Raw genomic sequence first — 26845 nt, 5'->3', positions numbered from 1 at the left:
CAATTGTCATTCATAAATATCAATTATGTTTAATAAAAAAAAGCAAATCATTTTATTAATTGTTTCGTTGTTAATTACTGTCTTAGCATTTGCCCAAGACAGAGAAAACGATACCATACAAACAGGAGTTATAGATGTTGTAAAACCTTATACGCCAACTATATCTGATGCGTTTAAAGTAAAGGAAACCCCAACTTTAGATGATACCGAGACCACTACAAAAAAAGAGGTAAAATATAATATTTTTTCATTTCCAGTAGCATCAACATTTACACCTGCAAAGGGTAAAGCTGCAGTAGTTGATAAAGCAAAAAAAGTAAAACTTTTTGATAACTATGCGACATTAGGTGTAGGAACATATACAACTATTTTGGGTGAGGTGTATTTAAACCATGCAATTGGTAGAGATGAGATTTTTAGTGCTTATGTTGGTCATCATTCCTCACAAGGAGATATAGAAAATGTAATGACAGATAATGGGTTTTCAGACTCAAAACTAAACTTAACCTACAGTAAAAATAATCGTGATTACAGTTGGTCTGTTTTAGGTGGTTTTCAATATCAAACTTATAATTGGTATGGATTACAACAACCTTTATTTAATCAGACAACAGCAGATGGTTTAGATGTAGGTCACAATTTTACCAATGGATATGTTGGAGGTGATATTACTTTTGAAGATGCCATTATAACCTCTGGTAGTGTGTTTTTTAGACGATTTGGAGATAATTATGGTTCTGGAGAAAATAGGTTTAAAGCTAACGGAACAGGAACCATAAATATTCAAGATAACGATGTAGACATTGAAGTATTTACAGATTATTTAAGCGGAAATTTTGATAAAGCTTATGATGCTGACACAGAAATAAACTATGGTAATTTCCAAGTTGGTGTTGCACCAACGTTTCAGTTAAAACAAGACGACCTAACTGTGGATTTAGGGGTGAAGGCAGTTTACTTAAATGATACTGAAGCTAGTAAAAATAAGTTCTTTATTTACCCAAACATTTCTGCAAGTTATAGATTAGTAGATGAGGTATTAATTGCATTTGGAACTATTAAGGGTGGGTTGATCCAAAATTCGTATTACGATTTTGCTCAACAAAACCCGTTTGTGTCACCAAATTTATTTGTGGCTCCAACAGATCAACAATACAATACCTCTATTGGATTAAAAGGGAAGTTGTCTAATACCATGAGTTATTCGGTTAGTGGACATTATATAGCAGAAAAAAACAAGGCTTTATTTGTTAACAATGACGTGACGCAAACCTCAGAGCCTTATACTTACGGAAACTCTTTTGGAGTAACTTATGACGACGTCACAACCTTTAGTATTGCTGGAGAATTAAATGTAGATGTGAACAGAAATTTTACTTTGGGTATTAAAGGAGAATATTTTGCTTACGATGTTAAAAACGAAGAAGAAGCTTGGAATCTTCCAGATATTAAAGCCTCATTATTTTTAGATTACCAAATAACCCAACATTGGTTTGCAGGAGCAAATCTATACTACATAGGAGAACGTAAAGATCAGTTTAACGTACCAAGTTTAATCACTCCAACTTTTGGAGAGGTTACTTTAGATAGTTATTTTGATGCTAATGCACACGTTGGTTACAATATTAACGACCGTTTTTCGGTATTTGCAAAAGCTAATAATATTGTAGGCGAAGAATATACTAAATGGCAAAACACACCAGTACAAGGCATTCAGTTTTTAGCAGGTGCAACTTATAAGTTTGATTTTTAAAATATTCTCGATCATATTAAAAAAGTGAAGACTATTACAATTTAAAAAAGCCTCAATTTGAGGCTTTTTTTATTCTTATATTTACGCAAAATTTTAATTTTATGAAAATCAACCAATTCCTCATTTTATTTTTAATTCTTAGCGCTTGTACTTCTAATAAAACAGAAGTCGATACCATTGTAACTAATGCAACGATTTATACTGTAAATTCTCAGTTTGAAACAGTTGAAGCTTTCGCAATAAAAGACGGAAAGTTTGTTGAGGTTGGTACAACTTCTTATATTCAAAAAAAATATCAAGCAGCCAATACTATAGATGCTAAAGGACAGACTATTTTACCTGGTTTTATAGATGCGCATTGTCATTTTTATGGCTTAGGATTAAACCAATTGCGTGTTAATTTAGTTGGAACCACTAGTTTTGATGAGGTTATGAAATCTGTAATCGATTTTCAAAATGAAAAGCCCACAAATTTTATAATTGGTAGAGGGTGGGATCAAAACGATTGGGAAGACAAAACCTATCCCAATAAAGCATTGTTAGATAAGTTGTATCCAGATACACCTGTAGCATTAACCAGAATAGATGGTCACGCTATGTTATGCAACCAAGCAGCTTTAGATCTAGCTAAGATTGATAAAAACACAGTTGTAGAAGGTGGCGAAATCCTTAAAGAAAATGGTGAGCTTACAGGAATATTAATTGATAATCCTATGGAGTTGGTCGAAGCTGTTTTTCCAGAGCCAACCAAACAACAACAGATTGATGCCTTGTTAGAAGCACATACTATTTGTACAGATTTAGGCTTGACAACGGTGTCTGATGCTGGATTGGACAGACAAGTGATTCAGTTAATTGACAGCTTGCAACAAGCTGGTAAATTAGATATGCGTGTGTATGCTATGATTAGCAATAGAACAGAAAACCTAGACTACTATTTATCAAAAGGAAAAATAAAAACAGACAGACTAAATGTGCAATCTGTAAAAGTATATGCAGATGGAGCTTTAGGCTCAAGAGGTGCAGCCTTAAAACAAGAGTATTCAGACCAGCATAATCATTTTGGTGCATTGGTAATTGGTACTAAAGAATATATAGATTTAGCAGAACGAATATCACAAGCAGGTTACCAAATGAATACGCATGCAATTGGTGATTCTGCAAACAGATTTGTGCTTCAAACGTACGAGAAAACCTTAAAAGGTAAATCTAACAGCAGATGGAGAGTAGAACACGCACAAGTTATTACAGATAATGATTTCGATTATTTTAAAAATGAAAACATTATCCCTTCCATCCAACCTACACACGCAACTAGCGACATGTATTGGGCAGAAGACCGTTTAGGAAAAGACAGAATAAAAGGGGCTTATGCCTATAAAACTTTATTAGAAAAAAGCGGAAAAGTAGCGTTAGGGACAGATTTTCCGGTAGAGCATGTTAGTCCGTTTTTAACCTTTTACGCAGCAGTGTCTAGACAAGATACCAAGCAATATCCAGAGGGTGGATTTAATAAAGAAGAAGGGTTAACAAGAGAAGAAACCCTTAAAGGAATGACCATTTGGGCTGCTTATGCTAATTTTGAAGAACAAGAAAAAGGAAGTATTGAAGTGGGTAAGTTTGCCGATTTTATTATCTTAGATAAAGATATTATGACGGTTGACCTTAAAGAGATTCCAAATATAAAAGTAAACCAAACGTTTATTAATGGTGTGGCACAATAGTTGTACTTTTTTAAACGAATTAAACTGACTAAAATGAAAAAAATATTCACATTAATATGCTTTTTAGCAATCGGAACATTAAGCTTTGCACAAGTCGATGCGTATAGCGAAGATGTAAAAAAGTGTATTAAAAGTAACGGGACATTAGCCTATTACGAAGATGTAATTGACCAAATGTTTAGCATGTTAGAACAGCAATTTGCTTCTCAAGAAGTTCCTGCAGACGTCTGGACAGAACTTAAAAAAGTTAAACCAGAATCTATGGATGAGCTAGCACAAATGATAGTAAGTGCTTACAGAGCGCATTTTACCCATCAAGATGTAAAAAATATGAACGCCTTATATGCTACTAAAGCAGGTCAAAATATGTTTAAACCCGAAGCTTTATCTGAAGGTGATAAGATTATTTTAAAAGAATTTTACCAAAGCGAAACAGGACAAAAAATTGTTAGCTCACAAGATTCTATGAATGCTTCAATGAGTGATATTTCTATCATGTGGAGTGGCGATTTATATAAAAGTATGATAGCTAAATTATCAGAAAAAGGATATACTATCTAAACATAAAGTTTAGCTAAATAGTCATAATGCTCGCCTTCCGCGAGCATTTCGCATTTTAACCCAACAGCAGAACAAGCAGTTAGTAAGGTGTTAAAATCAAGATAAAGCCATGTGATAGGTTCTTCCTCTTCACCTTTATAGCTTAAAAAGTAATCTAATTCGCCATAATAATTAGCATTCATGTCTTGCCAAAATCCACCATCTTCATCAACATACATATATTGTATGTCACTAGAATCTATAAGGATTTGCCCACCTTCATTTAGTAAAGATTTTAAATGCTTTAAATAGGTAGTTACACGATGTAGTTTCTGAAAAATTCCAGTACCATTCATCAACAGTAAAATGGTATCAAAAGTTTCGGATTCATTTAGTACATCTTTTTTTTCAGCATGTTTTACACCTCTTAATTGGCACACTTCAATTGCACCTTTAGAGATGTCAATAGCTTTAACTGTTAATCCTTTGTCTTGTAAATACAAGCTATGGTTGCCTGCTCCACAACCAACATCTAATACCTTTCCTTTGGATAATTGCAGTGCTTTTTGCTCTAATTTAGGCATGTTTTTAAAACTTCTAAATAGATAGGGAAGTGGTAAAACATCATCTTCAGAAATATTGGTTGAGGTTGTTAAATCTTCTGTATAATTACCGTTTTGATAATCTAATAAAGCGGTTCCAAAAAGGTCTTTCATATTAATATAATTGTCAATCTAAGCGGAGTCAAAGTGTCTTAAAAATAGTACTTTTGCTCTATGGAAGCATTTTTAAATAATCTCCCAAAGCTTGCCAAAGATAAGCATAAGGACAATAAAACCTTTTTTACTAAGCTAAAAAAGAAGCCACCAAAACAATTGGATTATATCATGCAAGAATTGCATGAAGAGGAGTTTAAAAAAACCGACTGTTTAACCTGTGCTAATTGTTGTAAAACTACTGGTCCTTTGTTTACAGATAAAGATATACAACGCATTGCAAAACATTTTAAACAAAAGCCACAGCAATTTATTGACAGTTACTTGCGTTTGGACGAAGACAATGATTACGTCTTACAATCTGTACCATGTACCTTTTTAGGTGCGGATAATTACTGTTCTATATATGATGTGCGTCCAAAAGCGTGTGCCGAATTCCCGCATACTAACAGAAAAAAGTTTCAGCAAATTTCTAATCTAACGTTAAAAAATGTAGCCATATGTCCTGCAGCTTTTAATATTGTGGAGAAGATGAAAGCGTTAATAAAATAAAATGTATTTGAATTAAAAATTTATCTTTTTATCTTAACCGTATGAAAAAAATAGTGCTAGTATTTCTCTTAATTGTTGTCACAATTAATGCCTCAATTTCTCAAGAATGGTTAACCTCTTTTGAATTGGCTAAACGATTAGCTTTATCTAAAAATAAAATGATTTTAGCGGTTTGGGAAGATGCTGCATACTATTCTTATCCTGTGGCTATAAAAGATAGTAATGGAAAGTTTAAGGTAGTAGAACTATTTACAAATGATAGTATTAAAGAATTAGTTTGGGATTATTTTGTGCCAGTTATTATCCCAGAGTCTAGTTATGATAAACTGGCTAAAGAGGTTGTTGGAAAGCGAAGTTTAAATTATGAAGAACGATTTAATGACGATAACCTAAAAGTTATGGATCCTAATGGCTTTATTTTAAATGCCTCACCTCAGGATTATTTTATGGATCAAAATTTATCCTTTATCATTAAAAACTATGCGTTAAATACCTCTACTTTAAATCCAGAGTTGGGTATATATTTTGAAGATAAAAATTTCTCTACTGCATTTAGATTAGGTGTTAAATATCAAGAAGCAGCTATATATGCCAAACAAAATATTAAAAAAGATATTATTAATTTGTCAGACATATATTTAGAGGAAGCTAGAGTATTTCTAGCCAATACAGACTTAGATAATAAAAACGCTTTAGTGCAAAAATTGGATTTGTTAGTTATCAAAAAAGAGCTGCTACTAGGAAAACCTAAAAAAGCTAGAAGACTTCTTAAAAAATACAAAGACCAAAAAATACATGATATAAACGCTTCTCTATTTGCTTTCTTAAACTATACAACATTTACGTATTTAAAAAAGATTGATGAAGCTTTATTATGGAGAGATCAAGTACAGCAAATAGACCTTAAAAAAGTAAAGTTTATTGTCAATTAACTTATAAAAATTATAAATGGAAACCCTAATAAATTATTTTGAAACCATTCCATCACCACACAGAGCAATCATACTTATAGGTGGTATTACCTTATTCTGGTTGCTAGAAGGTATTTTGCCTCTAGTAAATTTTAAATACAAAAAATGGACCCATGCTTGGCCTAACTTGTTTTTTACAGCAACAACAGTTATAATAAATTTTGCTTTAGCAGGTTTGTTATTATTTACTTCAGATTGGGTTGAAGCTAATAATTTTGGAATTATCAACTGGCTTCCAGACATGTCCTTATGGCTTAAAGTAATTTTAGGCGTGTTATTGTTAGACTTTTTTGGAGCCTATTTAGCACATTATGTAGAGCATAAAGTAAAACCGCTTTGGATGATACATTTAGTGCATCACAGTGATCATAAAGTAGATACAACCACTGCAAATAGACATCATCCTTTAGAGAGTATGATTCGGTTTGCGTTTACGTTATTAGGAGTATTTATAGTCGGGACTCCAATTGCAATCGTATTTTTATACCAATCGTTATCCTTAGTAGCTACACAGTTTTCTCATGCTAATATCAGGTTGCCTAAAGCGATAGATAAAGCATTAAGTTATGTTATTGTATCGCCAGATATGCACAAAGTTCACCACCATTACCAACTCCCTTTTACAGATAGTAATTACGGAAATATTTTCTCTATTTGGGACCGACTATTTGGAACGTTTATGACCTTAGACCGAGAAAAAATTATTTACGGTGTAGATACCTTTCCTAATGAAACCGAAAACAGTAGCCTAGAGCACCTCTTAAAGCAACCGTTTCATAAATACCGAAAACCTACAACTGAGTAGTAATTGCTAAGTTTTCAATATTTTTTGAAAAAAAACAAGAATATAATATAGCATTGGTATGTTTTTTGAATATCTATTACATGAATCAAAGATTATGCTTTAATTCATTGATAATCAGATAAATTAACTATTCGTCGACTTTTTTGTGTCGTTTGACTAATATTAGTTATTTTAAGTAATGATTAATATGGAATCTCACCATTTCATTTTAATTTTGGTTTCCCCTTGAACTGATTTTTAGCGTAATGATATAATTTATAATTATGACTAGGCAAAAAATAACATACCTACTTTTCTTAACGCTCTTGTTAAGTACACTTTCTTTTTCTCAAAACAGAAGCAGAACGACTATAGTAGAAAATGTTAATGCTACTAAAGCTGGTCTTGTTCATGTGTTAAATAGAACAGGAGATACCATAATCCTAAAAAGTAGTAAAGAAATTTTTAGATTTAGTTTTTTATACCACACTCAAAAAGAGTCGGTTTTAATGGATTTAGGTAGTAAAGAGGCTAAAATACCATTACACCACTTTGAGGTTGGTCGTTATACCGTTGTGGCTTACAGAGAAGATGCTGTATATCCAATTTCTATGGACAGAATAGAAGTTATTTCTAAACCACAAAACGCCATTGTAGATCTAGAGGAAGATATTTTAAGATCTAGTCTACCTGAAGAAGAGCAACGTAAAAGAAATATCAAACCTAGAGAAAAAAATCAAAGAGATACACGTTTAGCTAACGTTAATTCTAGACCTGATCGTTCTAAAATTGAAGCAGAAGAACGCGAAAAAAGAGAACGAATTAGAAGACAAGCTGAAGAAACAGCCAAAAAAGAACAAGCCTTAGCGGAAGCAAATAGAGAAAAACTAGAGCAAGAAAAAGCAGAAAGAGAGCGTGCACAAATTGAAGCTAATAGAAAAGCAATTAAAGAACGTGCATTAGCAGAAGCTAAACAAAAAGAAGAAAAAGCAAGAGCACTTGCAGAAGCCGAACGTAAAAGAGCAAAAGCAGAGGCGATTGCAGAAAATCAAAGAAAAAAAGAACAAGTAGAGCTTGATAAAAAAGTAGTAAAATATAATATTACAGATGTAGACAATGGAGCTCTAGAAAAGCAATCCAGAGAAGAATACAGAAAAGAAAACTTAAGACCTAACGGTAAAAAGTACGACGAAGCTCTTGAAGAAGAGAGAAAAAATAGACAATAATTTAATACAATAAATACGGTTGTCTTTTAACCATAAAATTAGTTAAGCCACTTGTCCAAGTGGCTTTTATTTTGTCTGCACTCCAACCTGCTTCAATCTGTTCTTGTAGTTTTTTTGTTCCTGCTAATTTTGTAAAAAAGCCATTATTTAAGAAAAAATCTGCCTTATTTTCAGTCGTGTTATAAGCATTCAATAGGTAACTTAAATCCAGGGTTTTTAAAGGCGAAACGTCGCTTAAATTATACCCATTGCAAATTTTATTTTCATGCTTAGGAAATTTGGCACCTTCATTAGGTTGTGGTGTAAATGCAAAATCGGTTTTTGGTAAATAAGGCGATCCATATACCTGAAATTGCAAGTCTGTACCACGTCCAACACTAATAGTTGTTCCTTCAAAAAAACATAAACTTGGGTACAGATTTATGGATTGTGCATTGGGTAAGTTTGGAGACGGTTTAATGGGTAAATCATACCTCATATTACGGTTGTAGTTTTTAATTGTAATAACCGTTAAGTTACATTGCACCTTATTTTTTAACCAATTCTCGCCATTTATCATTTGTGCGTATTCACCAATAGTTAGTCCGTGTACTACAGGTATTGGATGCATCCCAACAAAACTAGAATGTTCTGGTTCTAGTATTGGACCATCCACATAATGTCCATTAGGGTTTGGTCTATCCAGTACAATTAGCGTTTTATTTTGTTCAGCACAAGCTTCCATAACATAGTGTAAAGAAGAGATATACGTATAAAAACGTGCGCCAACATCTTGGATGTCAAAAATTACAACATCAACATCTTTAAGCTGATCTGCAGTAGGCTTTTTATTGTTTCCGTATAAAGAAATAATGGGTATTCCTGTTTTAACATCAAGACCATCTTTAACTATTTCGCCTGCATCTGCAGTCCCTCTAAACCCATGCTCTGGAGCAAAAACGGTTTTAACATCAACTTCTAAAGACACTAACGAATCTACTATGTGAGTAAAACTTTTGCCTTTTGCCTCTTTACTTTTTTCTAAGAAGATAACACTCGTTTGGTTAGCCACAATCCCAACACGTTTCCCTTTCAATAAAGGTAAATAGGCTTCCGTTTGGTTAGCACCAACAACAATAGGGTCAAGCTTATTATTAATACTGTCTTGCTTAGTTTGTATCAGTAACTCGCTTGAATCACTGATATTATTTTTCGTTTTAGAAGCACAAGAAATTAATACCAAAACAAATAATAAAACTGTATTTTTGAAAACATTAAATCTCATAGTCTAAATTGAATTTCGAGTTTTTTATAGCTAAACGCATAATTGACAGTAAAGCGTATAAAAGTAGCATATCGGCACCAATAATAAAAATTGGTATCGTAGCAATTGCATTAGGTATAATTGTAATGATGATTGCTATTGCAACCGGAATTGGCTTGCAGCAAAAAATTAGAGAAAAAGTAATTGCATTTAATGGTCACACCATTATCCAAAATTACGACAATAACAACTCGCAAGAAAGTGTTAGACCTATATCTACAGATCAAAGTTTTTACCCAGAGTTTACAAGCGTTCCAGAAGTCACACACATACAAGGGACTGCAACTAAATCCGGAATTATAAGACTTGAAAACGACTTTGAATACGTGGTGGTAAAAGGTGTTGGAGCAGACTACGACTGGCAATATTTTAATAATTTTCTAGTCGAAGGACGATTGCCAGACTACACACAAAAACTAAATCAAGACGTTTTACTCTCACAATATTTAGCCAACAGATTACAGCTTAAGCTTAACGATAGAATCAATACCTATTTTTTAAGAGAAGACACCACTAAGCCACCAAGAGTTGTTACATTTAATATCGTTGGTATTTACGACTCAGGTTTGCAGGAGTTTGACCAACTATACGTTATTGGAGATATAAAACACATCAAACGTTTAAATAATTGGGAGGATAATCAAGTAGGACGATTCGAGGTGTTTATAGACAATTATAACAATCTAGAAACCATAGGAAAAGCCATATATCAAGAAGTACCCTCTAACCTAAATGCCAAAACAGTAGATAAAGAATACCCATTTATTTTCGAGTGGATTAAAATATTTGATAATAACATTTACGCCATTATTGGGATTATGATTCTGGTAGCAGGCATTAATATGATTACCGCATTATTGGTACTCATTTTAGAGCGTACCCAAATGATAGGTATTTTAAAAGCATTAGGAAGCGCCAATTTAAGTATCCGAAAAATATTTTTGTACAACGCAGCCTATTTAATTTTAAAAGGACTATTCTGGGGAAACCTCATAGGTATCAGTATCCTATTACTCCAAAAATACTTCGGATTAATCCCATTAGATCCAAAAACGTATCACGTGTCTGCAGTACCAGTGTATATTAATATAGGGTACATTATCGCACTTAATATTGGCACATTTATTTTATGCCTACTCATGCTATTAGTACCATCGTACATCATTTCAAAAATATCACCAATCAAAGCTATAAGATTTGATTAATTTTTTTTGGGCGTTACCCATAAAGGGTCAGGCTTTCAAGGCTCGCTCTCTGCGAGGAGCTCAAACAAACCTTTCAATCCTTAACGCAGCCTCATCAAACCATTAAAAAGTAAAACAAACCTCAAAATTTTCTTCCCACTTGAAATTCCGACATAGTTGGAAAACGTCAAAAATCAGAAATAATGAAAGAAGCAAAGAAACTGCAAATCGCAGCTTTAGACATGTAATCCCGAAAGCGAATGCTACTTTCAACAAAATAAAACAACTTTTAATTTTCAACCTTTAACTTTTAACTTATTTTTGCAAAAGCAAAAATTATTATGAAATACGCAAACAACATATTAGAAACTATCGGTAACACACCCTTAGTAAAACTAAACAAATTAACCGTAGAATTACCCTGTCTAGTTCTTTCAAAATACGAAACCTTTAACCCAGGAAACTCGGTAAAAGACCGTATGGCTTTACAAATGATAGAAGATGCAGAAGCAGATGGACGTTTAAAGCCAGGAGGAACCATTATAGAAGGGACGTCGGGTAACACCGGAATGGGATTAGCATTAGCAGCCATAATAAAAGGCTACAAATGTATTTTTGTAATGGCAGACAAACAGAGTAAAGAAAAAGTCGATATCCTTAAAGCAGTAGGAGCAGAAGTAGTGGTTTGCCCAACAGCTGTAGAACCTGACGATCCAAGATCGTACTACTCGGTGTCTAAACGTTTAAGTACAGAAATCCCAAACAGTTGGTACGTAAACCAATATGACAACCCAAGTAATACCAAAGCACATTACCAAAGTACAGGACCAGAAATCTGGGAACAAACAGAGGGTAAAGTTACTCACTTTGTAGTAGGTGTAGGTACAGGAGGAACCATTTCTGGAGTAGGGAAATATTTAAAAGAGCAAAACCCTAACATTAAAGTTTGGGGAGTAGATACTTACGGAAGTGTCTTTAAAAAATACCACGAAACAGGCATTTTTGACGAAAACGAAATCTACCCTTACGTTACCGAAGGGATTGGCGAAGACATCCTACCAAAAAACGTAGATTTTAGTATAATAGATGGTTTTACTAAAGTAACCGATAAAGACGCTTGTGTGTACACACAACGGTTGTCTAAAGAAGAAGGTATGTTTTTAGGTAATAGTGCAGGAGCAGCCATAAAAGGTGTGTTACAACTTAAAGAACACTTTACAAAAGACGATGTAGTTGTAGTATTATTCCATGACCATGGAAGCAGATACGTTGGTAAAATGTTTAATGACGACTGGATGCGCGAAAAAGGATACATTGATTAATTCCTGCGTAGCCAGGAATCTCTAAATTGCAAAAAACTAAAGTAGTCTTTTAGAATAAACATATCTAAAAAGTCACCAACCAGTCATTGCGAGGCACGAAGCAATCTCTTTAAGCTTTATTAAAATTTAAGTAACATAAAACTAAAAACTCACCATGGAAATGGTGAGTTTTTTTGTGGGTATTGTCTTCTGGGTAATGTGAACTCATAAATTTTCAAATTTATAAGAGTAAATATTAAGTAAAATAAGTTTTTAATACTTTAAAGTATGGTGTGTACTTGTTGAATATATATTACATTCTGTTATTCATTATTGTGTAAAATTATTTAATTTTTTTATCAACTACAATCAACATTAGACCTTCCAATGTGTAACGTCTATAAAATTTCATATAAGCCATAAATGATATAAATGACATCAACATAATTAGTATATTCCAAACAATCATTTTCCAATTGATACTCATATTAAAATCAATAGTTTTAAGGCTTAGTATAAAGTAAAACCAAAACGCAAAAATAAATGTAAGTACTAGGTTTCTTAAAAAGCCATATAGTGCAACATAATTTACCATTCGGAATTGGTGTTCTTTACTGTTTTCAAAAGCATAGTGATGAACAATTCTATTAAAATCAATAGTTTTCAATTTTGACTCTGATATAGAGATATTTGGATCGTTTTTAATCGTTTTAAGTAGAAAGATTGTTTTTTCCTTAATACTTTCCATTAGGTAAGGGTCAAGTCCCTTAGAATAGAAATTTTTAAAATTTAGCTTTATACCAACAAAATATTCCATAATAAAAAGAGGTAAAATAAATAAAGTTAAAATGAATCTTCCAAAATTTTTATTTTGCCTAGTATTTTTATTTGAGTCAATCTCATAAAGATAGTTGTCAGTTTCACTAGTAGATGGTTCTTCTTTCATAACCCAATAGGATTTTTTCACATAACCTATTACTGTTTTGGAGGGATAGCCATATCTCCAATTTCCATATTTTTCTATTGTAATTGATGAAACAAAACTGATTAGATGACCTAAAGAATAAGCTGCAATTATAAAAACAAAGATATCTTGAAAGTCGGATTGTGAGAGTGAATTTAATACTTTTTCTGAGTTAAAATCACTTTTATTATTACTCCATATTTCTATAATTAAATATGCATATATGAAAGTAGAACCAGGAATTAAATATCCCAAAAAGTCATAAAGAGAAAATGGATTTTGTTTCATACTATGAATTTTACTTAATTAAATCTAAGATATAGAACCTAAAAATGTGTAGTTACATCACATACAAATGTTCAACAAATCTAAGCCTAATCTGTCAGAAAATCAATACGTAGAACTACGTATATTTATACAACAAAAAACTCACCAATGTGGTGAGTTCTTTTAATTTAAAAAACGCTATTAATCAACTATTCTGCAGCTTCATCTTCTGTAGAAGTATCCAATTCTAAAGCTTTTGCTTTTTTAGCTTTATTTTGGCAACGGTCGCAAATGTCTGTAATGTTTTTTAGCTCTCTGGCGTTGGCTACGGTTCCTTCAAAAATCTCGTTGGTACGTTTAGAGTTAATATAACCACAGTCGCTATACAAATGGTAGCTTTTACCAGACTTAGTCCAATACACATTGTTTCCGCCTGTTAAATCTTGCACTTGTTGGGTTTGCTCTGCATATTGCTCTTGCGAGACTGGATTAAATTCGGTACCAGTAAATCCAGCAATTAACAAGGCAGCTCCTGCAATAGCACCAAGGATTCCTTTTTGTTTTTTGTCTAAATCTTTATTGGTTAAAATTAAGACCACTAACGGTAAAAACGCAATAACACTAATAATTAGTCCTAATTGATTTTGTATAAAAAATTTGGTTTTGTTTTTCTCGGACGCTGGATCTAGTCTATTGGCTTTTTTCCATAGGATGTTAGCAACTACCACCAGAATTAACATAGCCACTATAAACACAATCATCCATGTCATGTTAATAGGTGGTTTGCGTAATAATAGTATTGCGTAAATTTCAATACCAATTGCAATTGCCCACAATATAATGGATATTACACGAAACATTTTTGCTTTAGAAGCACTCTCTGGATTTGGTGTAAAAGTCGGCTGGTCGTTAGAAGGTGTTGTGGTACCATCATCGTTTATTTTTGTAATTTTTGCCATTTGTTTTGATAATTAGTTAGTTATAGTGGCTAAATGTAGTAATTAGCACAATTAGTCAGGAATGGCTTACAAATAGTTGTTAACGTTTTTTTTAACATTTCATGTGTTTAATAGACTATAGTTTGTGTTCAATTTAAATCAAAAGTGTATTTTTAATGCATGCAAGAAGATTTTCTACACTACCTCTGGAAACTTAAAAAATTGGACAGCACTAACCTCCAAACCACAACAGGAGAGTTAGTCACTATTAACCACGTTGGGACACACAACCAACATGCTGGTCCAGATTTTTTTAATGCACAACTTACTATTGACAATCAATTATGGGCAGGAAATGTAGAAATCCACATTAAATCCAGCGACTGGTTTGTGCATAATCATGAGGTAGATGCTAATTATGATAATGTAATTTTGCATGTGGTTTGGGAACACGATACCAATATCTTTAGAAAAGACAATACCCAAATCCCAACTTTAGAGCTTAAACCGTATGTGTCTGCTACAGCTTTAAATAACTACCACAAACTATTTAATAACAAACAATCGTGGATAAATTGCGAAAACACGATTGCAGAGGTTAGTCCATTCGTCATAAATAACTGGTTAGAACGTCTCTATTTTGAGCGACTAGAGCGTAAAGCAAAAGATATTGAAGCTATTTTACAACAGTCCAATAACAATTGGGAAGCAGTATTATTTAAGCTACTTGCTAAAAACTTTGGTTTAAAAGTCAATAGTGAGGCATTTTTAAGTTTAGCCAATAGTTTCGATTTTTCTATTGTTAGAAAGCAACAATCCAACTTGCAGAGTTTAGAAGCTCTATTTTTTGGTCAAGCCAATTTGTTAGTAGCAGAGGTGCAAGACGCTTACTACATAGCGCTACAAAAAGAGTATTTGTTTTTAAAGCAGAAGTTTGGATTAGAGGATACTGGTGTGCTTCCGTTTCAGTTTTTTAGATTACGTCCACCTAATTTCCCGACCATTAGACTATCGCAATTAGCTAATTTGTATCATGTGTATCACAACTTGTTTTCAAAAGTGATAGCGCTAGAACATATAGAGGATCTGTACAAGTTGTTTTCTATTTCTACGTCTTCCTTCTGGGATTCGCATTACACCTTTGATAAAGCATCAAAAACCAGTAAAAAGACCATAACTAAAGCCTTTATAGATTTGTTGTTAATTAATACTATTATTCCGCTAAAATTCTGTTATGCAAAGAAACAAGGAAAATCTATAGACGAAGAAATTATTGGTCTAATGGAGCAATTAAAACCTGAAAAAAACAGCATAGTTGATAAGTTTAAAACCTTAAAAGTGGATGCAAAGTCAGCATTACAAAGTCAGGCAATTATTCAGCTTAAAAACAACTATTGTGATAACAATCAGTGTTTAAAGTGTGCAGTAGGTAACACCATATTAACTACCAATTAAAAAATGTCAATGCATTATCCAGAATTTAATGTTATGGCTAACGTCAGTTCGATTGATTTTTAGGGACTAAAAATTGTATCGAGAACATTATAAAGTTAAACCTTAATTATCTAATTAAAATCTAAGCTTCTTTCTTTTTAAACAAAAGAGTTATATTTAAAAGTAAATAGAATATTAGTTTTAAGTGTTTTAAAGTCAAAATCCTTTTATTACCTTGCAGTATGCAATTTTTATACAAACCATTACACTATTTTCAAAAACGAGGCTACCACGTGTGTCAGCGTATTGCAGATCGTATGGGTATTAGGGCTAAAGTGGTACGTACCAGTTTTATGTACCTAACTTTTGCAACCCTTGGATTTGGATTTGCACTCTATTTATTTTTAGCATTTTGGATAAGAATTAAAGATATAGTATACACTAAACGATCGTCTGTATTTGACTTGTAAATTTATGACCAACCCTTTAATAACCGTTTACAGATCTAAAATTTATACCGCAATAACACTGCTAGTAGTTGTTTTAATTATTGGTGTGTTAGGCTTTAGATTTATGTCTAATTATACGTGGGTGGATGCGTTTTATATGACAGTAATAACCATTACTACGGTTGGTTTTGGAGAAGTACAACCTTTAGATGATGCGTCTAAAATCTTCACCATATTTTTAATTTTAACTAGTGTTATTATTGTAGGTTATGCGTTAGCGATTATAACCGAATTTATTTTGAGTAAAAGTAATTTTGAAGATTTAAAACAAAAGAAAATGCAGAAAAAAATTGATGGAATGACTAATCATATTATTATTTGTGGTTACGGTCGAAACGGAAAACAAGCTGCTACTAAGCTGTCAGCTCACAAACAACCTTTTGTTATTATAGAAAAAAATAAGGCTATTATCGAAAAGTTTCAAGATGAAGACACGCCTTTTGTACATGGTAATGCTAATGAAGATGACACCTTATTACAAGCTGGAATAGATCGTGCTAGTACCTTAATATCTGCATTACCTAATGATGCCGATAATTTATTTGTGGTCTTGTCTGCAAGACAAATGAAAAGCGATTTAAGAATTATAAGTCGTGCCTCTCAAGAAACATCTTATGAAAAATTAAAACTGGCAGGAGCAAACAATGTCATATTGCCAGACCGTATTGGAGGAGACCATATGGCCTCTTTAGTGGTTGTTCCAGATTTAATCGAGTTTATAGATAATTTAGCTATAGTTGGTGTTAATAATATTAATATTGAAGAAGTCCAAGTAGAAAAATTATACGACCCAAGTACCTCTGTAAAAACCATAAGAGACTTAGATTTACGTAACAAAACAGGTTGTAACGTTATTGGTTTTAAAACCAGAGATGGCGAGTATGTGGTTAATCCAGAAGCCGAACTAAAATTAGTACCAAACTCTAAAGTTATAGTCCTTGGTAGACCAGAACAAATTAAAAAATTAAACACAGTGTTTAGTATCGACTAACACAAAGGTGTAATTAGCATTTAACAGCTTTTCTTTTAAAAATTCAGCATTTTTTTGCATCTTGCTATCCTAACTAAATATTTAACTAACAAATAACTTAATTATGAAGAAATATCTTCTTTCAATTTTAACATTAATATTACCATTATTGACTTTTGCACAAGATAGTACTGCAGATAGTATTGACGCTGTATTTAAAAAGTATACAGGCTGGTTTGTCGAGGGTATATTTTCTGAAATACCATTTACTGATACTATAAAAATTCCTTGGGTATTATTAGTTTTAATTGGAGGTGCTTTATTTTTTACAATCTATTTTAAGTTTATCAATTTTACTGGATTTAGAACTGCAATTAAAGTTGTTCAAGGTAAATATGAAGATATCGAAAAGCATGGCGTTGATACTTTGTATGGAGATCAAACACCAGGTGGAAATATTTTTGAAACTATTAAAGATGAAGGTGCAGATGGAGAAGTATCACACTTTCAAGCCTTAACAGCTGCACTATCTGCAACGGTTGGATTAGGAAACATTGCAGGAGTTGCTGTAGCACTTTCAATAGGTGGTCCAGGAGCAACGTTTTGGATGATTATTGCAGGTCTTTTAGGGATGGCATCTAAATTTGCAGAATGTACCTTGGGTGTAAAATACAGAGATGTAGGAGAAGATGGAACCGTTTATGGTGGTCCAATGTATTACTTAACTAAAGGACTAAAAGAAAAAGGAGTAGGTGGTATTGGAAAAATCTTAGCAGTTCTTTTTGCAATATTTGTAGTTGGAGGATCTTTTGGTGGAGGAAACATGTTTCAGGCTAACCAAGCTGCAGCTCAATTCACAAAATTATTTGATTTAACAGGAGATAATGCAGGAATGTATTTTGGTATTGTTATGGCAGTTTTAGTAGCTGTAGTAATTATTGGTGGTATAAAACGTATTGCTTCTGTAACAGAAAAAGTAGTGCCATTTATGGCAGGAATTTATGTACTTGCAGCATTAATAATATTATTCGCAAACTTTACTTTAATAGACGATGCTTTTGCTGCTATTTTTAATGGTGCATTTACACCTTTAGCAGGTTTAGGAGGAGTTATTGGAGTTATGATCCAAGGGGTGCGTCGTGGTGCTTTTTCTAACGAAGCAGGTGTAGGATCTGCTGCTATTGCACACTCTGCAGTACGTACTAAATATCCAGCAAGTGAAGGTATTGTTGCTTTATTAGAACCATTTGTAGATACTGTAGTTATTTGTACTATGACCGCTTTAGTTATAGTTATTACTAATTTTGATGGTGGTTTTATGGAGTACGGAGTAGAAATTAAAGAAGGTGTAGAAATTACTGCAACAGCATTTGATACGGTAATCCCTCACTTTTCTATTGTACTAACTATTGCTGTAATTTTATTTGCATTTAGTACTATGATTTCTTGGTCGTATTATGGGATGCAAGGATGGGTGTTTTTATTCGGTAAGGGTAAAGTCACAGATTTAGTATATAAAGTATTGTTTTTATTTTTTGTAGTCGTTGGAGCATCTATTAGTTTAGGAGCTGTAATAGACTTCTCTGATGCTATGATTTTTGCAATGGTTGTACCAAACATTATTGGTGTAGTTATGCTATCTCCAGTGATTAAAAAAGAACTAATTAAATACATGAATGCGATTAATAAAAAAGAAGACGCTATAGAAGATGGCGCTACAGATTTAGTAGACAAAATGTAACAGAATCTTTTTTATTAAAATGAAAAATTTCAAATCCCACTTCACGTTTTCTAAACAACAACGAAGTGGGATTTTTTTATTACTATTAATCATACTTTTAGCGCAAGGTTTTTATCATTTGGTATTACCAAAATTGATGCAAACCAATCAAAATTTTTCTTCAAATAGTCATGAGGTTTCAGCGTTTATCAATCAAATAGATTCGCTTAAAGCAATAGAGATTGAAAACCGAAAACCAAAAATTTATCCTTTTAACCCAAACTTTATCACAGACTATAAAGGCTACACCTTGGGCATGTCAAATGAAGAAATTGACAGATTATTAAACTTCAGAAAACAAGATCAATGGATTAACTCGGTTAATCAGTTTCAGCAAGTCACTAAAGTTTCAGATTCGCTTTTAGCAAAACTGTCGCCTTATTTTAAGTTTCCAGATTGGGTAACTAACCCAAAACCCAAACAACAAATTTTTAATAAGTCCTTTTCAAATACACCAAAAACCGAAGCGCAAAAACTGGATTTAAATTCAGCTACAGCTACACAACTGCAAAAAGTATATGGTATAGGACCAACATATGCAGAACGTATTGTTAAATACAGACATAAAATTAATGGCTTTCATAGTTTTATAGAATTGCAAGAAGTGTATGGTTTAACTCCAGAAGTTATTCAAAATATAAAAGATAATTTTAGTATTAAAACGCCGAGAAGTATTACTAAAATTCCACTAAATTCTGCTACAAAAGAGCAATTGGTAACCGTCAAATTTATAGACTACGAGGTGGCTCATAATATTATTGAAGCTAGAACACTTCGCGATGGGTTTAAATCTTTAGACGAATTAACAAAAGTTAAAGATTTTCCTGTAAAAAAATTAGAGATAATTAAGTTATCTTTACAACTCGATTAAAATCATCAAAAAACATAGTTATGGAAAGTATGTACTTCAAAGAAGAGCATCAATTATTTAGAGAAAGTTTACGCGATTTTTTACAAAAAGAAGTTGTTCCTCACATTGAAAAATGGGAAAAAACAGGGACTATAGAGCGTTTTATTTGGAAGAAGTTTGGAGATATGGGCTTTTTTGGAATCAACTATCCAGAACAATATGGCGGATTAAACCTTGACCTATTCTACATGGTCATTTTATTAGAAGAATTACAGCGTATCAATTCAGGTGGTTTTGCAGCAGCTATGTGGGCTCATGCTTATTTAGCTATGACACATTTAAACGCTGAAGGTAGTGAGGCTATAAAAGAAAAATATCTTACAGCTAGTATAGCTGGAGATATGATAGGCTGCTTGTGTATTACAGAACCATTTGGTGGTAGTGATGTAGCAGGTATGCGTACCACTGCAGTTAAAAAAGGAGATAATTATGTAATAAATGGATCTAAAACATTTATTACAAATGGCGTGTATAGTGACTACTTAGTGGTAGCAGCAAAGACAAAACCAGAACTTGGAAATAAAGGAATAAGTATCTTTTTAATAGATAGAGATACTCCAGGAGTTTCTGCAACTAAATTAGATAAATTAGGTTGGAGAGCATCAGATACTGGTGAGATTGCTTTTGATAATGTAACCATTCCAGCTTCCAATTTAATGGGAGAAGAAAATAAAGGGTTTGGCTACATCATGCAACACTTTGCATCAGAACGATTAATTATGGGTGTCAATGCTCATGCTAGAGCACAATTTGCTTTAGAATATACACTAGACTATATGTCGCAGCGTACAGCATTTGGAAAAACCATAGACCGTTTTCAAGCGTTAAGACATAAAATAGCAGACCATTATGCAGATATGGAAATTTGTAAATCCTTTAATTATGCAATTACTTACAGATTAGATAAAGGAGAGTATGTAGTAAAAGAAGCAACCATGTCTAAATTAAAATCTACAAAAATGGCAGATGAGGTAATTTACGATTGCCTACAGTTTTTAGGAGGTTATGGTTACATGGAAGAATATCCATTGGCACGACTATTGCGAGATAGTAGACTAGGACCAATAGGTGGTGGTACCTCTGAAATACTCAGAGAAATAATAGCTAAAATGGTTATTGATGGTAAAGATTACAAACCAGCTACCAAGTAAAATTTTAATTAAATGAAATTCACCCAAATCAAACAATTTGCAATAGCCTTTTTTTTGCTAATTGCAACATCTACACTTGCGCAAACCGAACTTAAAAATAAGGTAGCCGATTTTATGACAATGCTACCTATTGAAAATGCTAGTGTATATATTCAAAATACAACCATAGGTACCATAACAAATGCTGATGGTAAGTTCGTGTTGTTAGTGCCACAAGAATATGTTAAGGATACCATTGTCATTTCTTCTATAGGTTATAAAAGTTATAAAACTACTATCGATCAATTTGATAATCAGTTTGATATTCTTTTAGAAGAAGATGTAGCAGCTTTAGATGAAGTTTTAATTGTTGCAGAAAACAGGCCAACAACAGGTAATGATATTGTGTTACGTGCATTAGAAAAACTACAAAATAATCTTCCAGAACAACCTTACCTGCAAAAAGGATTTTTAAGACATAAAGAGCGTAACAAAAAACAATTTAAATGGTTAATAGAAAGTGCTATTACCTTGTATGACGATTCAAGCTATGTAACTGGCGGAAAGGATAATATGAGAATTAACGTCGATCAGGTTAGAAAAAGTTACGACTTACGTGATGTGGATAGCCTATTTTCATATTCTACTTACTTAAAATATAATGCTAACGTAGACCTAAAACCTAAAAACTTAAAAAGAGATACTATTAAAAAGTCCTCTTTGGTTAAAGCTATAAAGTGGAATGACACTCGTGTTAATGGATTAGAAAACTTATTTAAAGGAAAGCTTAATTTAGTAAGAAACTCAAAAAGTCCAAAAGCATTATTTGGTGACAATGTGTTAAAAACACATCAATTTAAATTAGACACTATTCTAGTTGATAACGAAAGAAAAATCTACAAAATAAAAATCAATAAAAGCGAAGATTTTGTGGGTCTAAATACAGAAGGCATATATAATGAAGGATATATTGCAGATGGATGGATCTATATCTATTGGGACAATTTTGCAATTAAAAAGATAGAATACCAACTAAAAGCAGGATCTAATGCTCAAAAAAGCAGAAGTAAAACATTGTTTGATACGCAAATAAACCACAAGCTAGTTATCTCTTACATGGAGTATCAAGACAAGATGTATCCAAATTATATTTACTACGAAACTCCCAAATTAGTAAACGTAGGATACAAACCTAAAGGAAAAATAGATAAAGAAGAAGAAGCGCTTTTTAATAAAGAAGAACGCTACTATTACACAGTTCAAGAAATATTATTTACAGAAATCATTCAGGATGAAGAAATTGTTGCTCAATCCTTAGAACAAGATTGGGATGCAGATATTTTTTCAAAAAAACCTTATGATAAAGAGTTTTGGGAAAACTACAACACACTTTTAGAAAGTGAAGAAGACGAAAAACTAATTAAAGACTTAACTAAGCGTTCGACTCTATTCAAACAATAAAAATTTATTTTTTTTAATTGTTCAATTTAAATTACTTTTTATATTTGCACCTCAAAATTTTAAAAGAGAGGAGGTTAAGACACTATGTTAATAATTCCATTAAAGGACGGAGAAAATATAGAAAGAGCGTTAAAACGTTACAAACGCAAGTTTGATAAAACTGGAACACGTAAAGCATTACATGGTCGTAAACAATTTACAAAACCCTCTGTAGAGAAAAGAGCTAAGATTCAAAAAGCTCAGTATGTGCAACACTTAAAAGATCAAGAAGCAATCTAATTGTAGATTCTATACATTTAAAATCCCACTAGTTTTAGTGGGATTTTTGTTTTACTACTAATCCATTTCAAAATAGTATATTTATACATAACTTATTAGAAACAAAAATTCATGCTGCTTAAAGCTTTTTTAGATTATTTGCTACTCGAAAAAAAATATTCAGAGCTAACAGTAAACGCCTATAAAAAAGATATTCAATCGTTTCTAGATTTTCTAAATGAAGAAAACCAACATAATACTATAAATGAAGTCAACTATCCGCAAATTAGAACTTGGATAGTCAGTTTGGTAGAAAAAAAAATAACAAATAGAAGTATAAACAGAAAGATATCTGCTTTAAATAGTTTTTTCAAATTTTTATTGAAAATTGAAGAAATAAAAACCAATCCTCTTGTCAAACACAAAGCGCTTAAAACAAGTAAAAAAGTACAAATTCCATTTTCAGAACAAGAAGTTGCTAACGTACTAGATCAAATAAATCATAATCAATCTTTTGAAGGCTTAAGAAATAAACTAATCATAGAGCTATTTTATTCTACAGGAATAAGACGTATAGAACTTATAAACATCAAATTAAAAGATGTCGATTTAGAAAATAAAACAATTAAAATCTTAGGTAAAAGAAATAAAGAACGTGTCATTCCTTTGTTAAAATTAGTGACAGAAAGTATTACTAGTTATTTAATTCAAAGAAATCAATTAGAAAACATTTCAGATAAAGAGTATTTGTTTCTAACCAAAAAAGGCGTTAAAATTTATGAAACTCTTGTGTACAGAATAATAAATGATTATTTTAGTATAGCTTCCAGTAAGGTAAAAAAAAGCCCACATATACTAAGGCATTCTTTTGCAACACACCTCTTAAATCAAGGTGCCGAGCTAAATGCTGTTAAAGAATTATTAGGGCATTCAAGTTTAGCAGCTACTCAAGTTTATACACATAATAGTATAGCAGAGTTAAAAAAAGTATATGCTAAAGCACATCCAAGGAACAAAAAATAAATGTTTAACCACAAAAATCTAAAGTATGAAGGTAAACACCCAAGCAGTTAATTTTAACGCAGATCCAAAACTATTAGACTTCATTCAAAAAAGAATGAATAAATTAGAATTGTTTTATGATAAAGTAATACAATCTGAAGTCTATTTAAAAGTTGAAAAAAGAAGTGATAAACTAAATAAAATATTTGAAGCCAAGCTAAATGTTCCAGGTGATAGTTTAATTGTAAAAAAACATTGTAAGTCTTTTGAAGAGGGAGTTGATGTAGCTGTAGCGTCTCTAGAAAGGCAATTAAAAAAGCGAAAACAAAAATTAAGAGAAAAATTTTAAAATATTTTGAAAAAATGTTTTGAATAAATAAATAAATATTTACATTTGCAGTCCGTTAGAAATAGCGGGCTTTTTTTATAACTAAAAATTGCAGTAAAAAGCCGATGTAGCTCAGCTGGCTAGAGCAGCTGATTTGTAATCAGCAGGTCGTGGGTTCGAGTCCCTCCATCGGCTCTTAAATAAGGAAAAATTGATTTATTTTAATTTGACTTTATAAGTTCTTTATTAGAGTGAAAAGTTTAAAATTGGGGAGATACTCAAGCGGCCAACGAGGGCAGACTGTAAATCTGCTGACTACGTCTTCGCAGGTTCGAATCCTGCTCTCCCCACTTTTTTTTAAAAGATATTTTAAACATTAAAGGATTTTAAATAATTGCGAGAGTAGCTCAGTTGGTAGAGCGTCAGCCTTCCAAGCTGAATGTCGCCGGTTCGAACCCGGTCTCTCGCTCTAATTATTTAAGCCGGTGTAGCTCAGGGGTAGAGCGTTTCCTTGGTAAGGAAGAGGTCACGGGTTCAAATCCCGTCATTGGCTCTTTTTAAAGATAAATTTTGAATACACTAATATTATTATATAACTAAGATTAAATTATTAAAACATGGCAAAGGCAACTTTCGATCGTTCAAAACCACACTTAAATATAGGTACAATTGGACACGTAGATCACGGTAAAACAACTTTAACTGCTGCTATTACTAAAGTATTAGCTGATGCAGGTTTATCAGAAGCAAGAGATTTCGATACTATCGATAACGCTCCTGAAGAAAAAGAAAGAGGTATTACTATTAATACTTCACACGTAGAATATCAAACAGCTAACCGTCACTATGCACACGTAGATTGTCCAGGTCACGCCGATTACGTAAAAAACATGGTAACTGGTGCTGCTCAAATGGATGGTGCTATTTTAGTGGTAGCTGCAACAGATGGTCCAATGCCACAAACTCGTGAGCATATCTTATTAGGGCGTCAGGTTGGTATCCCAAGAATAGTAGTATTCTTAAATAAAGTGGATATGGTTGATGATGAAGAGTTATTAGAGTTAGTAGATATGGAGGTTAGAGAATTATTATCGTTCTATGAGTACGATGGTGATAACGGACCTGTTGTTTCTGGATCTGCTTTAGGTGCCTTAAATGGTGAGCAAAAGTGGGTTGATACTGTAATGGAATTAATGGAAGCAGTTGATAACTGGATTGAAGAGCCTGTTCGTGATATGGATAAGCCTTTCTTAATGCCAATTGAAGATGTATTCTCAATTACAGGTCGTGGAACTGTTGCAACTGGTCGTATTGAAACTGGTGTAGCTAACACAGGAGACCCTGTTGAAATTATCGGTATGGGTGCTGAGAAATTAACTTCTACTATTACAGGAATTGAAATGTTCCGTCAAATATTAGATAGAGGTGAAGCTGGTGATAACGCTGGTATCTTATTAAGAGGTATTGAGAAATCTCAAATCTCTAGAGGTATGGTAATTACTAAGCCAGGATCTGTAACACCACACGCTAAATTTAAAGCTGAGGTTTATATTCTTAAAAAAGAAGAAGGTGGACGTCACACTCCATTCCATAATAACTACCGTCCACAGTTCTACGTACGTACAACTGACGTAACAGGAAACATTGCGCTTCCTTCTGGAGTAGAGATGGTAATGCCTGGTGATAACTTAACTATTACTGTTGAGTTAATCCAACCAATTGCAATGAATGTTGGACTACGTTTCGCGATTCGTGAAGGTGGTAGAACAGTTGGGGCTGGTCAGGTAACTGAGATTTTAGACTAAATTATAGTTTAATAAATATAGAATTAAGGTGCTTCGTTTTTCGAAGCGCCTTGATTTATATTTACGGGTTTAGCTCAGTTGGTAGAGCACTGGTCTCCAAAACCAGGTGTCGGGAGTTCGAGTCTCTCAACCCGTGCAATGTTTAACAAGTGTTTATCTCTTGTTAGTAAATAATAAGTTGTCCGCTCATTGTGAAGACATTAAATAAAATAATATGGCTGGAATAGTAAACTATATAAAAGAATCATTTGGTGAGTTAAAAAATAATGTAACTTGGACTCCTTGGTCTGAAGCGCAAAGTTTAACTATCCTTGTGGCTGTTTTTTCAATTATTTTTTCTTTAGCTATTTGGGGAATTGATACCGTTTTTAGTAAGGTAATTAGTTTATACTTTAATCTTATAGGATAAAACATTATGGCTGAAGTAGGAGAAAAAAAATGGTATGTAGTTAGAGCGGTAAGTGGTCAAGAAAATAAAATTAAGACCTATATCGAAAATGAAATAGCTAGACTGGGTCTACAAGATTATGTAGAGCAAGTTTTAGTGCCTACAGAAAAAGTAGTTCAGATAAGAAACGGTAAAAAAGTAAACAAAGAAAAAGTTTACTTCAGCGGTTATATTATGATAAAGGCAAATTTAACCGGAGAAATCCCTCATATTATCAAATCAATTACTAATGTAATCGGTTTTTTAGGAGCAACAAAAGGAGGAGATCCTTTACCATTAAGACAATCTGAAGTTAATAGAATGCTTGGTAAAGTAGATGAGTTATCAGTAGATGCAGATGTTAATGTTGCAATTCCGTTTACAAAGGGAGAAACTGTTAAAGTGATTGATGGTCCGTTTAATGGATTTGATGGTACTATTGAAAATATCAATGAAGAAAAACGTAAGCTTGAAGTAATGGTTAAAATTTTTGGAAGAAAAACACCATTAGAATTAAGTTATATGCAAGTAGAAAAAATTTAATAATTGTTACACTAGAGATAAGTGTTCCTTTAGGCTTCCACTTAATAAGAACACAAAACTAAATT

The 26845-nt window shown here is 32.6% G+C and carries 26 protein-coding genes and 5 tRNA genes; 27 read left to right on the top strand and 4 right to left on the bottom strand.

What is annotated here, in order from left to right; all coding sequences use genetic code 11:
- Positions 1-25: 25 nt before the first annotated feature.
- The 3 genes from LY08_RS09475 to LY08_RS09465 all read left to right on the top strand — a co-directional run bounded on the left by LY08_RS09475 (position 26) and on the right by LY08_RS09465 (position 4038).
- A complete protein-coding gene (locus tag LY08_RS09475) occupies positions 26-1753 on the top strand; it encodes a porin family protein (protein ID WP_111660210.1) in 1728 nt (575 codons plus the stop codon).
- A 101-nt stretch (positions 1754-1854) separates the two neighbouring features.
- Entirely contained in the window at positions 1855-3477 is a 1623-nt protein-coding gene (locus LY08_RS09470) for an amidohydrolase (RefSeq protein ID WP_111660209.1), read from the top strand.
- 33 nt (positions 3478-3510) lie between these two features.
- Positions 3511-4038 (top strand): DUF2059 domain-containing protein, encoded by a 528-nt coding sequence (locus tag LY08_RS09465; RefSeq protein ID WP_111660208.1) that lies wholly within the window; start codon positions 3511-3513, stop codon positions 4036-4038.
- Here the strand turns inward: LY08_RS09465 and LY08_RS09460 are convergent.
- On the bottom strand, positions 4035-4733 hold the full coding sequence (locus tag LY08_RS09460; protein WP_111660207.1) for a class I SAM-dependent methyltransferase: 699 nt from the start codon (positions 4731-4733) through the stop codon (positions 4035-4037). The genes LY08_RS09465 and LY08_RS09460 overlap by 4 nt on opposite strands.
- A 60-nt stretch (positions 4734-4793) precedes the next feature.
- Here LY08_RS09460 and LY08_RS09455 point away from each other — a divergent pair, with 60 nt between their 5' ends.
- The 4 genes from LY08_RS09455 (at position 4794) to LY08_RS09440 (ending at position 8266) form a co-directional block, all read left to right on the top strand.
- The gene (locus LY08_RS09455; protein WP_111660206.1) at positions 4794-5285 is read left to right on the top strand and encodes a YkgJ family cysteine cluster protein; all 492 of its coding nucleotides are present in this window, start codon (positions 4794-4796) and stop codon (positions 5283-5285) included.
- 41 nt (positions 5286-5326) lie between these two features.
- Entirely contained in the window at positions 5327-6217 is an 891-nt protein-coding gene (locus tag LY08_RS09450) for a hypothetical protein (RefSeq protein WP_111660205.1), read from the top strand.
- A 16-nt stretch (positions 6218-6233) separates the two neighbouring features.
- Complete coding sequence (locus LY08_RS09445; RefSeq protein ID WP_111660204.1) at positions 6234-7061, top strand: sterol desaturase family protein; 828 nt, start codon at positions 6234-6236, stop codon at positions 7059-7061.
- A 263-nt stretch (positions 7062-7324) separates the two neighbouring features.
- Positions 7325-8266 carry a hypothetical protein gene (locus LY08_RS09440; protein WP_146603210.1) on the top strand — a complete coding sequence of 314 codons (942 nt, stop codon included), beginning with the start codon at positions 7325-7327 and terminating at the stop codon, positions 8264-8266.
- 1 nt (position 8267) lies between these two features.
- Here the strand turns inward: LY08_RS09440 and LY08_RS09435 are convergent, their stop codons facing one another.
- On the bottom strand, positions 8268-9530 hold the full coding sequence (locus tag LY08_RS09435; protein WP_111660202.1) for an exo-beta-N-acetylmuramidase NamZ family protein: 1263 nt from the start codon (positions 9528-9530) through the stop codon (positions 8268-8270).
- Positions 9531-9538: 8 nt separating this feature from the next.
- Here LY08_RS09435 and LY08_RS09430 point away from each other — a divergent pair, with 8 nt between their 5' ends.
- Complete coding sequence (locus LY08_RS09430) at positions 9539-10774, top strand: ABC transporter permease (RefSeq protein ID WP_111660201.1); 1236 nt, start codon at positions 9539-9541, stop codon at positions 10772-10774.
- A gap of 320 nt (positions 10775-11094) precedes the next feature.
- Positions 11095-12075, top strand: a complete 981-nt coding sequence (locus LY08_RS09425) for a PLP-dependent cysteine synthase family protein (protein WP_111660200.1) — start codon at positions 11095-11097, stop codon at positions 12073-12075.
- A gap of 322 nt (positions 12076-12397) precedes the next feature.
- Here the strand turns inward: LY08_RS09425 and LY08_RS09420 are convergent, their stop codons facing one another.
- Both LY08_RS09420 and LY08_RS09415 read right to left on the bottom strand, forming a co-directional pair.
- Positions 12398-13306: a hypothetical protein gene (locus tag LY08_RS09420; protein ID WP_111660199.1), complete on the bottom strand. Its 909-nt coding sequence runs from the start codon at positions 13304-13306 to the stop codon at positions 12398-12400.
- Positions 13307-13494: 188 nt separating this feature from the next.
- Positions 13495-14244, bottom strand: coding sequence for a hypothetical protein (locus LY08_RS09415; protein WP_111660198.1), 750 nt, complete (start codon positions 14242-14244; stop codon positions 13495-13497).
- Positions 14245-14403: 159 nt separating this feature from the next.
- Here LY08_RS09415 and LY08_RS09410 point away from each other — a divergent pair, with 159 nt between their 5' ends.
- From LY08_RS09410 to nusG, 18 genes are all read left to right on the top strand, one after another.
- A complete protein-coding gene (locus LY08_RS09410; RefSeq protein ID WP_111660197.1) occupies positions 14404-15678 on the top strand; it encodes a DUF2851 family protein in 1275 nt (424 codons plus the stop codon).
- A 221-nt stretch (positions 15679-15899) separates the two neighbouring features.
- Positions 15900-16127, top strand: a complete 228-nt coding sequence (locus LY08_RS09405) for a PspC domain-containing protein (protein WP_111660196.1) — start codon at positions 15900-15902, stop codon at positions 16125-16127.
- Between the two features lie 4 nt (positions 16128-16131).
- Positions 16132-17157 carry a potassium channel family protein gene (locus tag LY08_RS09400; protein ID WP_111660195.1) on the top strand — a complete coding sequence of 342 codons (1026 nt, stop codon included), beginning with the start codon at positions 16132-16134 and terminating at the stop codon, positions 17155-17157.
- A 103-nt stretch (positions 17158-17260) separates the two neighbouring features.
- On the top strand, positions 17261-18877 hold the full coding sequence (locus tag LY08_RS09395; protein ID WP_111660194.1) for an alanine/glycine:cation symporter family protein: 1617 nt from the start codon (positions 17261-17263) through the stop codon (positions 18875-18877).
- 19 nt (positions 18878-18896) lie between these two features.
- The gene (locus LY08_RS09390) at positions 18897-19787 is read left to right on the top strand and encodes a ComEA family DNA-binding protein (protein ID WP_111660193.1); all 891 of its coding nucleotides are present in this window, start codon (positions 18897-18899) and stop codon (positions 19785-19787) included.
- A gap of 20 nt (positions 19788-19807) precedes the next feature.
- Entirely contained in the window at positions 19808-20977 is a 1170-nt protein-coding gene (locus LY08_RS09385) for an acyl-CoA dehydrogenase family protein (RefSeq protein WP_111660192.1), read from the top strand.
- Between the two features lie 12 nt (positions 20978-20989).
- Positions 20990-22417 carry a carboxypeptidase-like regulatory domain-containing protein gene (locus tag LY08_RS09380; protein WP_111660191.1) on the top strand — a complete coding sequence of 476 codons (1428 nt, stop codon included), beginning with the start codon at positions 20990-20992 and terminating at the stop codon, positions 22415-22417.
- An 84-nt stretch (positions 22418-22501) separates the two neighbouring features.
- Complete coding sequence (gene rpsU / locus LY08_RS09375) at positions 22502-22696, top strand: 30S ribosomal protein S21 (protein ID WP_111660190.1); 195 nt, start codon at positions 22502-22504, stop codon at positions 22694-22696.
- Positions 22697-22807: 111 nt separating this feature from the next.
- Entirely contained in the window at positions 22808-23698 is an 891-nt protein-coding gene (locus tag LY08_RS09370; protein WP_111660189.1) for a tyrosine-type recombinase/integrase, read from the top strand.
- Between the two features lie 25 nt (positions 23699-23723).
- Entirely contained in the window at positions 23724-24026 is a 303-nt protein-coding gene (gene hpf, locus LY08_RS09365; protein WP_111660188.1) for a ribosome hibernation-promoting factor, HPF/YfiA family, read from the top strand.
- Positions 24027-24126: 100 nt separating this feature from the next.
- A tRNA-Thr gene (locus LY08_RS09360) sits at positions 24127-24200 on the top strand.
- Between the two features lie 73 nt (positions 24201-24273).
- Positions 24274-24355, top strand: a tRNA-Tyr gene (locus tag LY08_RS09355).
- A gap of 46 nt (positions 24356-24401) precedes the next feature.
- Positions 24402-24474 (top strand) — tRNA-Gly (locus LY08_RS09350).
- A 12-nt stretch (positions 24475-24486) separates the two neighbouring features.
- Positions 24487-24558: transfer RNA gene (locus tag LY08_RS09345), tRNA-Thr, on the top strand.
- Positions 24559-24622: 64 nt separating this feature from the next.
- Positions 24623-25810: an elongation factor Tu gene (gene tuf, locus LY08_RS09340; RefSeq protein WP_111660187.1), complete on the top strand. Its 1188-nt coding sequence runs from the start codon at positions 24623-24625 to the stop codon at positions 25808-25810.
- Positions 25811-25873: 63 nt separating this feature from the next.
- Positions 25874-25946 (top strand) — tRNA-Trp (locus LY08_RS09335).
- A gap of 78 nt (positions 25947-26024) precedes the next feature.
- On the top strand, positions 26025-26219 hold the full coding sequence (gene secE, locus LY08_RS09330) for a preprotein translocase subunit SecE (RefSeq protein WP_028283620.1): 195 nt from the start codon (positions 26025-26027) through the stop codon (positions 26217-26219).
- 6 nt (positions 26220-26225) lie between these two features.
- Positions 26226-26780, top strand: a complete 555-nt coding sequence (nusG, locus tag LY08_RS09325; RefSeq protein ID WP_111660186.1) for a transcription termination/antitermination protein NusG — start codon at positions 26226-26228, stop codon at positions 26778-26780.
- Positions 26781-26845 lie beyond the last annotated feature (65 nt).

The sequence above is a fragment of the Olleya aquimaris genome, from assembly GCF_003259525.1.
GTDB classification, from domain to species: domain Bacteria; phylum Bacteroidota; class Bacteroidia; order Flavobacteriales; family Flavobacteriaceae; genus Olleya; species Olleya aquimaris.
This window is presented reverse-complemented; position numbering and strand designations above follow the sequence as displayed.